Raw genomic sequence first — 14,088 nt, forward strand, 5'->3', positions numbered from 1 at the left:
ATGAATTGAATGTAAAGGTTTTGTAAATTTGAATAAAATGATGAATATACCCTATTTTTGTCGATATAACTTGCATAGAAAAAAGCCTAGCGAAATCGCTAGGCTTTGCATAATGGTTATTCAGTTCCTTGTGCTTCACCGTCATCTGTTGATGTTTCATGTTGTGGATCCGCTTCTGTTGTTTCTGGTGTCTCGGTTGTCTCTGTTTCTTGTTGTGGTTGTGTAGCTCTCTTTTCTTTTAGTTCAAAATATTTGTCTAAAATGGCTTCCCCAACTTTAAGGTTCATATTATGAGATGTGTTTCCGTAATATGCGTATGGTATGACTACAGCAAATGCTACCTCGGGATTGTCAAAAGGAGCATACCCAACAAGTGTACTATTTACAGCTTCTATCCCATTTATAAATGATTGTGCTGTACCTGTTTTTCCAGCAGGATTATATGGTTTACCGGCAAATACACTTCGAGCCGTACCATTTGCTCCTTGGAACACGAGCTTAAATCCTTGTTGAACCCGATCGAAATATTTCTGATCGATATCGACTTTGTTTAATACAGTTGGTTCAAAAGGTTTTTGAATTGGGCCTAATTCATTTTCTTCCATCGTTGGTTGATGAATTTGCCTTACAATCTTAGGTTGCATTCTGTATCCATCATTTGCAATGGTTGACACATACTGTGCTAATTGTAAAGTTGTGTAGGTGTCATATTGTCCAATCGCCAAGTCCATTAACAAACCAGGTCCAAACAATGGGCCAGGATATCCAGAGGCTTCACCCGGTAAATCAATTCCTGTCTTTACCCCTAAACCAAACTGACTGAAATAATTTCTGGCTGTTTGAAATGCACCATAATCGATTGAAATCGATTGTCCAGGGACATAGCGTCCACCTGCTAAATCAAGGAAGGTCCTAAACATATATACGTTAGATGACATTTCAAGTGCTTTTAGATCATTTGTCGGGCCTAAGTTTTTCCAAGATGACTTTGTGGGTGTTCCTTTAATTCGGATTGGAGTATCATAGTACATCGAACCAATATCAATGACTCCCGTATCATAGCCTGTTAACATGGTGGCACCTTTAATAGTGGAACCCATTTCGTAAGCAGCATTCATAGTCCCAAGTGCATAATCTTGGAAGCCCATTTTTCCATCTTCGCCTTTTGTATAGACCTTTCCGGCCATACTTAATATTTCACCTGTATTAGGATTCATCATGACGACAAACGCTCGGTCAAGATATTGTGTATTCCTCATTTGTTTATGGGCCAGCATTTGTTCTTCAAGAATTTGTTCAACCGCTTTTTGCAGTTCCATGTCGATAGTAAGAACAAGGTCACTTCCTCGTTGTCCTTCTGATATTAAGATTGTTTCCTGAACTGCATTTCCTTTAATGACATTTTCGACTTTAGCCTTTTGACCATGAAGTACGGATTCATATTGTGCCTCTAAATAACTTAATCCAACTCGGTCATTACGGTTATATCCTCGTGCTAAATAATAATCAAGCTTTTCACTTGGGAGTCCTTCATCTGTTTCAGAGATTCTACCAAGTATGGACTTTAACGTAAAATCATATTTATAATCTCGAACCCAATCAGTTGTGGTATTGACACCCGGTAAGTTTTCAAGGTTTTCACTGACGACTGCATATTCCTCAGGTGTCACATTTTCATTTTTTACGATTTGAGGGACAAGTGCATAGCCCTTCGTCATTTCACGAAAAATCGCAGCTACCTCTAACTCGGGTTCAGTTATCTTTTCAAGGTCTTTTTCCGTAATCCTCTCGATTTGAAGTTTATAGATTTCTTTGCTGGATAGTTCAATCTCCCCATTCTCCACTTTCTTCAGTTCTTCCTGAACCTTTTCTTTTGCTTCGTCTGGGTATTTTAGCATCCAAAAATCTTTCAGATCACGCTCTGTAACTTTATCCGTCTTCATATCAATTAACGTCGCAAGTGTTTCCGCAACCTCTAGTACAGCCTCTTGTTTCGTGTCTCTCGCACGAGTATAAGTGATGGCATTTAAAGCTTTATTATCTACGATGACATTTCCATTTTTGTCGTAAATTTTCCCCCGTGGAACAGGAAGATTGACAATTTCATTTTCCGTTTTTTCAACTTCCTTTTGAAATTTTTCACCGTGAACAATTTGAACAACCCCAAGTCGTAAAATCAGGGCTGAAAATAGTAAAAAAACAGCAAAAAACAACATATTTAAACGAAAAGGAACATGTGATTTTTTCTTTTTAATCATGAGCATCAACTACCTTTATTTTTTTGCCTATTACTAATTTTATCAATGGGTTATTTTCTTATGAATGAAAAAAACACCTAGCCAGGCTAGGTGCCTTTATCTTCTATTGTATAAGAAACTCAAACTTTTTTCCATGATAAAAACTGGTTTTATGCGGTGGATCCACCTTCACCTTCAATTAGTTTTCGGTTTGCAGCTGATTTAGATTGGACTTTACCTGCTGCATCTGGTGTTTCAATTCGCCTGATTGGAAAATATAGTAGTAAATGCCCGGCCCCGATAATGGCTAAAAGAATCGGAATACTTTGCTTTTCATTAAAAAATGTGATTGTAATCAAAAACAATACGATCGATAGAATCCTTCCAATATTTAAAAAGACTTCTCTAACGACCACATATTCAATCCTCATTTCTTTTGCATTCCACCCTTTTCCGATAATATCATAGGTTAATGAGTTATATGGAACAAGCAAAATTGGATAAGCAAGCCCAATAATAACACCATATAAAATCAGCCTTGCATAAGTTACCTCAAAAAGAATCACAAAAATAGCAAGATAAACCAATAAACCACCAACAAGTATTGCCTTTTTGCGCATTTTCTTTTTGATTAACCTCGTTGCTAAAAAATAAACCAAAAAGGATACGGCTGAATTAATCAATCCAAATTTTCCTAAAGCCAGTTCACTACCAGTTGCCACGAATACAAAAACTGAGATAACAAATACATAGGTGCCTTCACGGATTCCTTGAAAAAAGTGGGCATGTAGTATATGCTTCCAATTTGAATTATATTTTCGTTCTTCCAGAATTCTCTTAAAAACAAAATCCCCTTCGGCACTTCGTCTTTTTAAGAAAAAACTAAGAACAACTGCTCCTGCAAACAAGCCCAAGGATATTCCAAATATGACGGTATAGCCTGTAAAACTCTTCATTGAAGAAATGATAATTCCTGCTGCAATTGGACCAATCATTCCTGCAAATGAACCAAGCAATCCTAGAAATCCATTGAAAAAATCACGTGTTTCAGGCTCTGTAATTTCAAACGTTAAGACATTAAAGGCTAACCAATAAAAACCATAGCCAATTCCAAGTAGTGCTCCTAAAAGTAACAAATATTGCGAGGCACTCTCACCAATCCATAAGACCGTGATATAAAAAATGGCTAAGAATGAAACTCCAAGCCTAAGTACGATCACTCTATCAATTTTTTTAGCCCATCTCCCAGCAAGGATAAAGGTTAATGGTTGCAAGACGACAACTGCTAAATTATATAAGCCTAAATCTTTAAATTCACCTGATTGCTTCCATAAGTAAACGTTAACGAATGTGTTTGATAAAGCGATACTTAGTGCATATAAGCCACCAATGACAAGTAACAAAATTAAATCTCTGTGTATGGGTACATCACCTAGTACCTTTTTAAAACGAAACATTTGCTGACTCCCCTTTTCTAACTACACTCATTATTGTGTGATAAAAAAAAGGAGATATACAAAGAAAAGCATTAGGTGCCTACCAACCGCAACAAGCATCAGACAAGCACTGACAGAAGGCGCTTTTTTTGCAACTCAGAAATGATTGACTTGTGACCTCGAGCCGATGGCACCTAAAGTTAGAAATATGGAACTGCGCAAGTTACTTAAAGTGTGATATAAAATAAAGGCTGTTTTCACAAACATTGTTGTTTTCGCTACACTTGATTTATATAATAGCAACATTTTTTGGTTCTAAGTCAAATGTTGGGGTTTTAGGCTACCGCGCTTCGCTTGGTGGCCTCAATAAAAAATGATGGATGGTACCATTCATCATTTTTTATTGAGGAGAATGCCCCCAACTTGGTTAACCAATATGTACCCCTATTCTTTTATACTTGTGTGTTAATAAAATTTTAGCCCTAAAGCGTTCAAACACTCTAAATCCATAAGCATTTCGCTTTAAAACTTTGGTGGAATTATTAATTCCCTCTAGAAATCCATTTGAATATTCATAGGCAAAGCTATTTAATACTTCAACTTGCCAATTTTGTATGGTCTTTATGGCTTTAATCATCTCAGGTATCTTTGAATCCTCAATAAACTTATATAATTCTTCTAATTCTTTTTTAACCAAACTAATCTGGCTTTTTCCATTTACTTTGGCCCGTAAAAACCAAGAACGATAAGCCTCTTTGATTTCATATGCTCTTCTGAGTTCATTAGACATTTCCAAGTATCGCTCTAAATGCCAACGTTCATCCTTAGTTAAGCGCTGGCTATCTTTATGAAATACATGTTTCATACGTTTACACTTTTTTCGGTCGTATCCATGAAACTCATTTTGTATTCGGCGTCTTACTCCATCAAGCCCCCAATAAATGTAACGACAAAAATGAAACCTATCAGCTACAATAACGGGTTTACCCAATGCCTCTTGAACGGCTGCTTTAAAGGAATGATTCATATCCATTATGACTATTTGAACCCCAGATCCATGCTTTCTCAAGTAGTCCTTAATCGTACGTTTATAGCGATTTGGTAAAATATCAATCGGTTCTTTTGTAATCCCATCCGCAATGATTAACTGATATTTCCCTTCCCGGGTATCACCTTTGTATTCATCAATGGCTATAACATTTGGTAGCTCTTCCACAGGACGAATTTCGCTTCGGGATATTTGATCGAATCTACGTATGATGGTTGAAGGAGAACATCCATAGATCTCGGCCGTTTCCTTGAACGTTTTTCCTTTAATCGCTTTTATCGATATTGCTTGATTCCACTCTATTGAAGTACGCTGATAACGCATGACAAAAGGGTTTTTCTCCGAAAAACGTTTTCCACACTCACAGACATAACGTCTACGCTTATAAAAGATTTGAGTTTTTCTTTCAAACCACTTTAAGTGTTGAATTTTTTGTACACGATAGTCATGAACCCTATTCGTTCTTTGATTACATTTGGGGCACCGGTTTACTTTTCGTTCCATTTCAACATACAGTCGCACTACTTCACCGACTTCTTCAACATTGGTTAGGATAGACCCTTTTAATCCAGGAATAATCATGGTAAAATCCATATTGCACGCAACTCCATTCTTTACACTTGTTTCTAGTCAATTCAAGTATAAAAGAATGAAGAGTTTGCGTGTTTTTTTATGCACACAAATTTTTTCTAAACCCCAACAAATATTATAGAGCCCATTTTTTTAGAAAAGAGCCAAAATAAAAAGCCAGTGAACGAATCCACTGGCTTTAATCTGTATTATTTTGCAGCGTTATAACGATTTGCTACTTCTTCCCAATTTACTACATTGAAGAATGCAGCAATGTAATCAGGACGGCGGTTTTGATAGTTTAGGTAGTAAGCGTGCTCCCAAACATCAAGACCAAGGATTGGAGTTTTACCTTCCATTAATGGAGAGTCTTGGTTTGGAGTGCTTGTTACTTCAAGCTCACCATTGTTAACAACTAACCAAGCCCAGCCAGAACCGAAACGAGTTGTTGCTGCTTTTGAGAATGCATCTTTAAATGCTTCAAAGCTTCCAAATTTGCTGTTAATAGCGTCAGCTAGTTCGCCAGTTGGCTCACCGCCACCGTTTGGAGAAAGAATTGTCCAGAATAAGCTGTGGTTTGCATGTCCGCCACCATTGTTTCTTACTGCTGTACGAATATCTTCTGGAACAGCATCAAGATTAGAAACTAATTCTTCAACTGATTTGCTTTCTAAATCAGCTTTACCAGCAATCGCATTGTTTACATTAGTAATGTAAGTGTTGTGATGCTTAGTGTGGTGAATGTTCATTGTTTCCTTGTCAATATGTGGTTCTAGTGCATCATAAGCATAAGGTAATTGTGGTAATTCGTATGCCATGGTAAATTCCTCCTTAAAAAATATGTAATAATGAACCTTATGAAAACGAATACGTCTTCAACAGCCCTCACTTGTTAGATTACCAAAATAAGTATAATCTTTCAAATAAAAAGCTCTGTTACACACCAGATTTAAGATTCCACTGAAGATTGGATTTTATTCTTAAAGCACGACAAACAAAAAATAGATTATCATGATTGCTTGAATAACTCCTTTTGCAAGAACACCACTTAGAAAACCAATAAGAGAGCCTATCCCACTCTTAAAAGCTTCCTTAAGATCTTTTTTATGTATGAGTAATTCAGCTAGAAAGGCTCCAAGGAAAGGACCGACGATAATACCAAAAATCGGGATTACAAAAGGGCCAACAAGAAGTCCAATCGTACTTCCCCAAACAGCTGCCTTGCTCCCACCGTATTTTTTCACTCCTAATAAATTGGTTGCGTAATCTGCCCCTATTAAGAGAAGTAGAAACAATCCTTCAATAACCCAGAACCATATACTCAACGAATCAAAGCCTTGAAAAAATCCATAAATCAAAAAGCCACCGGCGATAAAAAGCACACTCGGAATGATAGGATAGACAAGTCCAACAAAGGCGATAACAAACAATACGATAATAATCGTCCACATAATAAAGCTCATAAGTATCCTCCTTTATAAAAAATACAAGGCATATTTTTTATGCCTTGTATCTCATGTTGCCAGACTATTAAAGATTTCTTTCTCCTAGAACGGCTTCGGCAATATTAACAGCATGGTCACCGATACGCTCTAAATTACTAATGATGTCAACGAATACGATACCCGCTTGTCCTGAACATTTACCTTCATTTAAACGAAGAATATGCTTTTTACGTAATGATCGTTCCATTGAATCAATTTTTTCCTCTTGTTTTACGACATCAATTGCCAATGTACGGTCATTATTTTGAAGACTTTGAACAGCCTCACTTACTGTATAAACCGTTAATTTAAACATTTCATTAAGATCTTCTATTGCATCGTCAGTCAACTTCACTTTATTGGAAATTTGATAGTCAACCAATTCCACAACATTTTCAAAATGGTCACCTATTCTTTCAATATCACGGACTGTGTTTACAAGCATAGAGTGTAACGCAGATTCCTGTGCAGAAAGTGATCTAGAAGATATTTTTATTAGATAGTCTGTAATTTTTTTATCTAAATTATTTATTGCGTCCTCAATTTGCATAGCAGTGTCCGCATATTTTTGTGATTTCTCATTCAAATAGGTATTTGATTCTTCTAGACCCTTTACCGCAAATCCACCCATTCGAACGACTTCTTCCCTCGCTTGCCCCAAAGCAATTGCTGGTGACTGTTCAATAAAGACAGGGTCAAGATGTTTCGATTTATATTCAATAAACGTATCTTCACCTGGAATAAGCTTTGTCACAATATAGGCTAAACCAGCTATAAAAGGAAATTGAATAATCGTATTTGTCACGTTAAAGGTACCATGTGCAAATGCTATCGTCATTTCCGGATTTAAATGTAATGTAGTTTGCAAATACGAGATTAACTTGATAAACGGACCAAGGAAAATCATAAAAATAATCGTACCTATAATATTAAAGAGAACATGTGTAAAAGCTGCTCTCTTTGCGGCAACTGAAGCACCAATCGAAGCTAAAACAGCTGTAATTGTTGTCCCAATATTATCACCAAATAAAACAGGAATAGCCGCCTTCAGTTCTAAAAGACCTTCACCAAATAATCCCTGCAGTATTCCAATCGTTGCACTTGAGCTTTGCACAATTACCGTAAATACCGTACCAATTACAACACCTAAAATGGGATTAGAACTCATATTTACCGTTAAATCATGAAAAGTCTCAAGAGTTCTTAGGGGCTTCATTCCATCTCCCATTAATTCTAAACCTAAGAATAGAGCACCGAATCCAAAAACAATTTGTCCAAAGTTGTGAACTCTTTTATTTTTAAAGAAGAAAAGTAAGATTGCCCCAACTGCGATTATTGGAAGGGCGTAATCGGATATTTTAATACCAATAATAAATGCAGTAATCGTTGTTCCGATATTTGCCCCCATGATAACACCAATCGCTTGACGTAATGTCATGAAACCTGCACTTACAAGTCCTACGACGATTACTGTTGTCCCCGAGCTACTTTGGATTAAACACGTAACAAAAACCCCGGCGAGAACTCCCATAAATGGATTGGTTGTAAACTTATCTAAAATGTCCCTCAGTTTATCACCTGCAGATTTTTGCAGTCCATCTCCCATGTACTTGATACCAAATAGGAAAATACCAAGACCGCCTATAAACTGAAATATCATGCTTTGTAAATCTAATTCCACATTGCCAACTCCCATAGTTTTTTTATATTTAAGCAAGCCCATAAAAGATACTACCTTAGTCTTTTTTTTATGTAAAGGTAATATTAAGTAAATTTACAATCCTGTAACATTCGGACTCATTCATCTCTCGTAACTCTATTTTTCACTCGACAGATTGAAAGTATGTAATGTTCTGCCTTCCTATTAAAATTGTGCCCTTTCTATTAATTTTTGGTATATCAAGATGACTTGAGCATATTCTGTAGTAAGTTGATCTATTGGAGGTTTTGGATATGAAGCGATTCTTCGCATTCCTAGCAATTGCATTTATTCTTTATATTATTTATTACGATGTGAGTTTTGGAACTCTACCAGTTGCAAAAAATGAAACAATAGAGGCAACAGAGGTCATAGCCCAAACTCCGAATAACCCATATACGGAAATCAAAGTAAATGCCGGTGATACCTTATTATCAATCGTTGAAAAAATAAATGAAGGAAAGCAGATCTCTTCTATTGAAACGGTAATAAAAGATTTTGAAGTGCTTAACCCTGATAGCCAAGCAGAGCTTCTCAAAATTGGAAAAACCTATAAATTTCCTTTATATACAGATGAATAAGGGTATTTTCTTGTCAATTTCTTGATTCAACTGTAAAATAGGCAAGTAAATGATTCTTTAGACTAGATATTTTTCTAATAAAGGATTACTCTTATATAGGTGATAATTTTATAGCAAACTTTATTCAGTAAGGTTAGTAAAACCCTTTATTGTATGAAGTTATGCCTCTGGCGGATACCACAGATTTTTAAAGGAAACTTTTCGAGCAAGCTCGAAAAAATCTGGGCGCAAATACGCCAAGGCGCATTTGATTTTTAAAGGAGCGATATTCGTGAGTGAAATCATCCATCGTACAAAAACACGTCCTGTAAAGGTTGGTAATTTAACGATTGGTGGTAATAATGAAGTCATTATTCAAAGTATGACCACTACAAAGACACATGATGTAGATGCAACTGTTGCAGAAATCAAGCGTCTTGAAGAAGCAGGATGTCAAATTGTTCGGGTAGCATGTCCTGATGAGCGCGCTGCAAATGCGATTCCAGAAATCAAAAAAAGAATTTCAATTCCTCTCGTAGTTGATATACATTTCGATTATAAATTAGCTCTAAAAGCAATTGAGGGAGGAGCCGATAAAATTCGGATTAACCCCGGTAATATCGGACGGAAAGAAAAGGTTGAGGCTGTTGTTAAAGCAGCAAAGGAAAAAGGAATTCCAATTCGTATTGGGGTAAACGCAGGATCATTAGAGAAGCGTATCCTTGATAAATATGGATACCCAACTGCAGATGGTATGGTTGAAAGTGCATTACACCATATTAAAATCTTAGAAGACCTTGATTTCCATGACATTATTGTGTCAATGAAGGCATCTACAGTTACACTTGCAATCGAAGCCTATGAAAAAGCTGCAAAGGCATTCGATTACCCATTACACTTAGGTATTACTGAATCTGGAACACTGTTTTCTGGAACAGTAAAAAGTGCGGCTGGTTTAGGTGCAATTTTAAGTAAGGGAATCGGAAATACACTACGTGTTTCACTAAGTGCAGACCCTGTTGAGGAAGTTAAGGTTGCACGTGAATTATTAAAGTCATTTGGTTTAATATCTAATGCAGCAACATTAGTTTCATGCCCAACATGTGGACGAATTGAAATCGATCTAATTAAAATTGCTAATGAGGTCGAAGAGTACATTTCAAACATTAAAGCACCAATTAAGGTTTCTGTATTGGGATGTGCCGTTAACGGCCCAGGAGAGGCTAAAGAAGCTGATATAGGGATTGCAGGTGCAAGAGGAGAAGGATTACTTTTCCGTCACGGTAAAACTGTTCGTAAAGTACCAGAGGAAACCATGGTCGAAGAATTGAAAAAAGAAATCGACAAGCTTGCTGAAGAATACTACGCAAAACAAGCTGCAGAACAAAAATAATAATAAGCCCGACACACAACGTGTCGGGCTTATTTTGTATCTTACAATTATTTGTTAAAAGAATGGGAGGATGAAGATGCCTACAATTATCGATACGGCACCGATCCCGATTGCCCATGCTCCTAAACCAGTAGCTCCACGTCGGCGTGCAATAAATCCGATTATAATACCTGCTGCTCCTAATAATACAGGCATTACAAACAAGGAAATAATGGATAAAGCAAGAGCTAGCCAACCTAAACCTGCTCCACCTGCTTTTTCTTGCGTATTATCTCCTTGATAATTAGCATCGCGTCTCGTGGTTCCATAATTGATTGGAGCGGCAACCTCTGCCGCCGTTTCCTCATTATAGCTTGAGTCAGCATTTGCACCAATGTTAGGATCAACGTAGTAATCAAAATCATTATTGTCTTGATTGTTTCTTACGTTTTTGTCTTGTTCTGCCATGCTTATCCCTCGCTTTCCTTATGGGTGAGGAGCATTTATAGTATGAGTTAAGGAAGTGAGAAATATAATTGTTAATCATTGACTATAAAGGGAATCATAAATAAGGAAGCTATTACGCACGACATTCTGGACATGAACCATAAATTTCAAACTTATGTCCCGTCACATCATAACCTGATAAGTTGTCGATGATTTTATCCATCGGGCAAGATTCAATTTCCTTTGTTTTTCCACATTCTAAGCAGATAAAATGGTGGTGATGGTGGTTACCACCACAGGTAAAGCGGAAGTGTTTTTCACCTGATAGTTCGGTCAATTCCAAGATGCCAAGATCAACAAATAAAGAAAGGTTTCTATAAATCGTGTCAAAACTAAGTCCTGGGTAGTTTTCCTTTAAGCTATCCAAAACATCCTTAGCGGTTAAATATTTATCAGAAACAGAAAATAACTCAAGCATTTCCTGTCTTTTCCCAGTATGTTTAAATCCTTTTTCCTTCATTAATTCCATTGCATCATTTACATTCATACCGTTCTTCCTTTCCACCATTTTTTCCAACCTATTGCACCTAAAAGAATCATGATTGATAGGACAACGATGGTTCCTCCGGGGGCCAAATCAAGATAATAAGAAAGCACTAATCCAAAAACAACAGCTAATTCACCGAAAACGACCGACAGAATAATCGTTTGTTTAAAGCCCTTAGCAACGCGGATCGCTGCAGCAACCGGCAAAGTCATTAATGAGGATACTAATAAAATACCGACAATTCTCATCGAAGCAGCAATCACTAAAGCAACTGTCACAATAAAGATAAAGTGGATCGTTTTTGCATTAATCCCTGATACTGCAGCATGTTCTTCATCAAATGATAAAAGAAATAATTCCTTATATAGAAAAATGACAATGAAAATAACAAGCATCGAAATTCCAAGAATGGTCCATAGATCAGAACGGCTAATGGCACTCACACTGCCAAACAAATAATTAAATAAATCGGTATTAAAACCATCTGCCAGTGAAATAAAAATAACGCCTAAACCAATCCCACCAGATAGGATGATGGGAATTGCAAGCTCTTGATAATGCTTATATACCGTTCGTAATCGTTCAATAAAAAGTGATCCAATAACTGAAAAAGTCATTCCCATGTAAATAGGATTAATTGGTTGACTAAGTCCTAGCTTCTTTTCAAGTAAGAGACTTGCCGCAATCCCTGCTAATGTCACATGGCTTAAGGCATCTGCAATAAGGGAGAGCCGTCTGACCACAATAAAAACACCGAGCAATGGTGCAATCAACCCAATCAGCAAACCACTTAGGAATGCATTTTGTAAAAATTCATATTGAAAAATGTCTGAAAGCATTGTTTCACCTTCCTCAGGTTTGTTCATGGGTAATTACATGAAGGGGATGGCCATAATAGTGGGATAAATCCTGGTCTTGAACTTGTTCAAATTCCTTAGCACTTCCATGGAAATGAAGATGCTTATTTAAACAAGCTACATGGGATACCTTTTCTGAAACAGTCCCTACATCATGGGTAACTAAAATCAATGTAATTCCCTTATTTTTATTAATATCTTCGAGCATATGGTAAAAAGCTTGAACCGTCTTAGCATCAACCCCAACTGTCGGCTCATCAAGGATTAGAAGTTCTGGTTCACTTACAAGAGCCCTTGCGATAAAGACACGTTGTTGTTGCCCTCCCGAAAGTTCGCCAATGTTTCGATCTAGAAATTTCTCCATTTCGACCGATTGAAGAGCTTCCAGAACCTTTTTCTTGTGCTGTTGCTTGAAAAAATGAAACAATCCAAGCTTTGCCGTTAGTCCACTGGAAACAACTTCAAATACGGTTGCAGGAAAGCCAGAGTTAAAGCTATTTGCTTTTTGAGATACAAATCCGATTTTCGGCCAGTCTTTAAATTTGGAAATCGGTGTTCCAAATAATTCAATCGACCCTTTTTGAAGTTTTACAAGCCCAAGGATACTTTTAAGAAGCGTTGTTTTCCCGGAGCCATTAGGTCCGACAATCGCCAAAAACGAGCCTTTGGGGACAACTAAATGGATGTTTTCTAATACGGTTTGCTCCTCATATCGAAAGGAAAGGTCTTTTATCGTCAATACCGAATTTGACTGTATCAAGTTATCACCTTATTTATTATTTATTTCGTTCTTATTAAGAATCATTACGATTTATACTTTATGAAGTATACAGCATGAATTTTATAAAGTAAAGTATATTGATAACTAAAAAAGACTAACCCTTTTTTAAAAAAACCTGTTTACAAACAGAACCTTTTGAAAAAGAGTTAATCTATTCCCTTTAGTGGACGGCAGATTTGAAGCGGCCACCTCTTACCTCATGTGTATCCATGATGGTTATAAAAGCAGTAGGGTCAATTTCTTGGATGATCACTTTCAGTTTGGTAACTTCAAGTCTTGTCACAACAACATAAACAACTTCCTTTTCTTCGTCCGTATATCCACCCCTGCCTTTTAGTTTCGTTGTTCCACGACCAAGGCGATGTAGGATTGCATCTGATATCTCATTAAATTGATCTGAAATAATAATCGCTGCCTTCGTTTCATCTAGCCCTTCTACCACTGCATCAATGGTTTTAAACGCAATGTAATAGGCTAAAACAGAATACATAGCAGATTCAAGACCAAAAACGAAACCAGCAAGTGCGAAAATAAAGATATTGATAAACATGACAAATTCTCCAACAGAGAATGGTAATTTTTTCGTTAAAATAATCGATAAAATTTCTGTACCATCCATTGAACCACCATTGCGTATGACGATACCAACGCCTGTCCCAAGAAGAAGACCCCCAAATACGGCAGCAAGTATTGGTTCAATATCAAAAGGCTGAGCATAGTGGAGCAACGTTTCAATAATAGCTAATGCTACAATTCCTAGGATGCTAGACCACATAAAGGTCTTACCAATTTGAATATACCCAGAATACATAAATGGTAGATTAAAAATGACAACCAGAAAACCAAATGAAATATAGGTTGGTGTTAAATAATCCACAATTAACGAAATACCAATGATTCCACCATCAATAATTTTATTTGGAATTAAGAATAGTTCAATCGAAGCAGCAGCAAATGCTGCACCAATAATAATCATAATCACTCGGAATATTATATGTGAAACGCTTTCCTTTTTATGTTCTCTGTTCATCCCATCACTCCAATTCAAAA

Annotated in this window: 13 protein-coding genes; 2 read left to right on the forward strand and 11 right to left on the reverse strand. The window is 36.7% G+C overall.

What is annotated here, in order from left to right; translation table 11 throughout:
- Positions 1-116 precede the first annotated feature (116 nt).
- The 6 genes from RGU12_RS15665 to RGU12_RS15690 all read right to left on the reverse strand — a co-directional run bounded on the left by RGU12_RS15665 (position 117) and on the right by RGU12_RS15690 (position 8,471).
- Positions 117-2,258, reverse strand: coding sequence for a peptidoglycan D,D-transpeptidase FtsI family protein (locus RGU12_RS15665; protein WP_309536907.1), 2,142 nt, complete (start codon positions 2,256-2,258; stop codon positions 117-119).
- Between the two features lie 149 nt (positions 2,259-2,407).
- Positions 2,408-3,694, reverse strand: a complete 1,287-nt coding sequence (locus RGU12_RS15670; RefSeq protein ID WP_309536908.1) for an MFS transporter — start codon at positions 3,692-3,694, stop codon at positions 2,408-2,410.
- Between the two features lie 406 nt (positions 3,695-4,100).
- Complete coding sequence (locus tag RGU12_RS15675; protein ID WP_309534635.1) at positions 4,101-5,315, reverse strand: ISL3 family transposase; 1,215 nt, start codon at positions 5,313-5,315, stop codon at positions 4,101-4,103.
- 185 nt (positions 5,316-5,500) lie between these two features.
- A complete protein-coding gene (gene sodA / locus RGU12_RS15680) occupies positions 5,501-6,109 on the reverse strand; it encodes a superoxide dismutase SodA (protein WP_116354488.1) in 609 nt (202 codons plus the stop codon).
- A gap of 162 nt (positions 6,110-6,271) precedes the next feature.
- A complete protein-coding gene (locus RGU12_RS15685) occupies positions 6,272-6,754 on the reverse strand; it encodes a DUF456 domain-containing protein (protein ID WP_309536909.1) in 483 nt (160 codons plus the stop codon).
- A gap of 67 nt (positions 6,755-6,821) precedes the next feature.
- The gene (locus tag RGU12_RS15690) at positions 6,822-8,471 is read right to left on the reverse strand and encodes a Na/Pi cotransporter family protein (RefSeq protein ID WP_396232402.1); all 1,650 of its coding nucleotides are present in this window, start codon (positions 8,469-8,471) and stop codon (positions 6,822-6,824) included.
- Between the two features lie 257 nt (positions 8,472-8,728).
- On the opposite strand from RGU12_RS15690, the gene yqfZ reads away from it, so the two are divergent.
- On the forward strand, positions 8,729-9,055 hold the full coding sequence (gene yqfZ, locus RGU12_RS15695; RefSeq protein WP_309536911.1) for a protein YqfZ: 327 nt from the start codon (positions 8,729-8,731) through the stop codon (positions 9,053-9,055).
- 265 nt (positions 9,056-9,320) lie between these two features.
- Positions 9,321-10,427: a flavodoxin-dependent (E)-4-hydroxy-3-methylbut-2-enyl-diphosphate synthase gene (gene ispG / locus RGU12_RS15700; protein WP_309538266.1), complete on the forward strand. Its 1,107-nt coding sequence runs from the start codon at positions 9,321-9,323 to the stop codon at positions 10,425-10,427.
- Positions 10,428-10,481: 54 nt separating this feature from the next.
- On the opposite strand, the gene RGU12_RS15705 is transcribed toward ispG, so the two are convergent.
- The 5 genes from RGU12_RS15705 to RGU12_RS15725 all read right to left on the reverse strand — a co-directional run bounded on the left by RGU12_RS15705 (position 10,482) and on the right by RGU12_RS15725 (position 14,068).
- On the reverse strand, positions 10,482-10,874 hold the full coding sequence (locus tag RGU12_RS15705) for a DUF308 domain-containing protein (protein WP_116351492.1): 393 nt from the start codon (positions 10,872-10,874) through the stop codon (positions 10,482-10,484).
- A 112-nt stretch (positions 10,875-10,986) separates the two neighbouring features.
- On the reverse strand, positions 10,987-11,400 hold the full coding sequence (gene zur, locus RGU12_RS15710; RefSeq protein WP_309536912.1) for a zinc uptake transcriptional repressor Zur: 414 nt from the start codon (positions 11,398-11,400) through the stop codon (positions 10,987-10,989).
- Positions 11,397-12,239 (reverse strand): metal ABC transporter permease, encoded by an 843-nt coding sequence (locus RGU12_RS15715; protein ID WP_116351494.1) that lies wholly within the window; start codon positions 12,237-12,239, stop codon positions 11,397-11,399. Before RGU12_RS15715 ends, zur begins: the two co-directional genes overlap by 4 nt.
- A 13-nt stretch (positions 12,240-12,252) precedes the next feature.
- On the reverse strand, positions 12,253-13,014 hold the full coding sequence (locus RGU12_RS15720) for a metal ABC transporter ATP-binding protein (RefSeq protein ID WP_309538267.1): 762 nt from the start codon (positions 13,012-13,014) through the stop codon (positions 12,253-12,255).
- Between the two features lie 184 nt (positions 13,015-13,198).
- Positions 13,199-14,068, reverse strand: a complete 870-nt coding sequence (locus RGU12_RS15725) for a YitT family protein (protein WP_309536913.1) — start codon at positions 14,066-14,068, stop codon at positions 13,199-13,201.
- Positions 14,069-14,088 lie beyond the last annotated feature (20 nt).

Source organism: Ferdinandcohnia sp. QZ13, from assembly GCF_031324165.1.
Taxonomy (GTDB): Bacteria; Bacillota; Bacilli; order Bacillales; family Bacillaceae_L; genus Ferdinandcohnia.

Excerpts from the sequence above, each read along its gene's own strand:
- RGU12_RS15665 (WP_309536907.1), bottom strand. The coding sequence starts at position 2,258 with ATGATTAAAAAGAAAAAATCACATGTTCCTTTTCGTTTAAATATGTTG.
- RGU12_RS15670 (WP_309536908.1), bottom strand. The coding sequence starts at position 3,694 with ATGTTTCGTTTTAAAAAGGTACTAGGTGATGTACCCATACACAGAGAT.
- RGU12_RS15675 (WP_309534635.1), bottom strand. The coding sequence starts at position 5,315 with ATGGATTTTACCATGATTATTCCTGGATTAAAAGGGTCTATCCTAACC.
- sodA (WP_116354488.1), bottom strand. The coding sequence starts at position 6,109 with ATGGCATACGAATTACCACAATTACCTTATGCTTATGATGCACTAGAA.
- RGU12_RS15685 (WP_309536909.1), bottom strand. The coding sequence starts at position 6,754 with ATGAGCTTTATTATGTGGACGATTATTATCGTATTGTTTGTTATCGCC.
- RGU12_RS15690 (WP_396232402.1), bottom strand. The coding sequence starts at position 8,471 with ATGGGAGTTGGCAATGTGGAATTAGATTTACAAAGCATGATATTTCAG.
- yqfZ (WP_309536911.1), top strand. The coding sequence starts at position 8,729 with ATGAAGCGATTCTTCGCATTCCTAGCAATTGCATTTATTCTTTATATT.
- RGU12_RS15705 (WP_116351492.1), bottom strand. The coding sequence starts at position 10,874 with ATGGCAGAACAAGACAAAAACGTAAGAAACAATCAAGACAATAATGAT.
- zur (WP_309536912.1), bottom strand. The coding sequence starts at position 11,400 with ATGAATGTAAATGATGCAATGGAATTAATGAAGGAAAAAGGATTTAAA.
- RGU12_RS15715 (WP_116351494.1), bottom strand. The coding sequence starts at position 12,239 with ATGCTTTCAGACATTTTTCAATATGAATTTTTACAAAATGCATTCCTA.
- RGU12_RS15725 (WP_309536913.1), bottom strand. The coding sequence starts at position 14,068 with ATGAACAGAGAACATAAAAAGGAAAGCGTTTCACATATAATATTCCGA.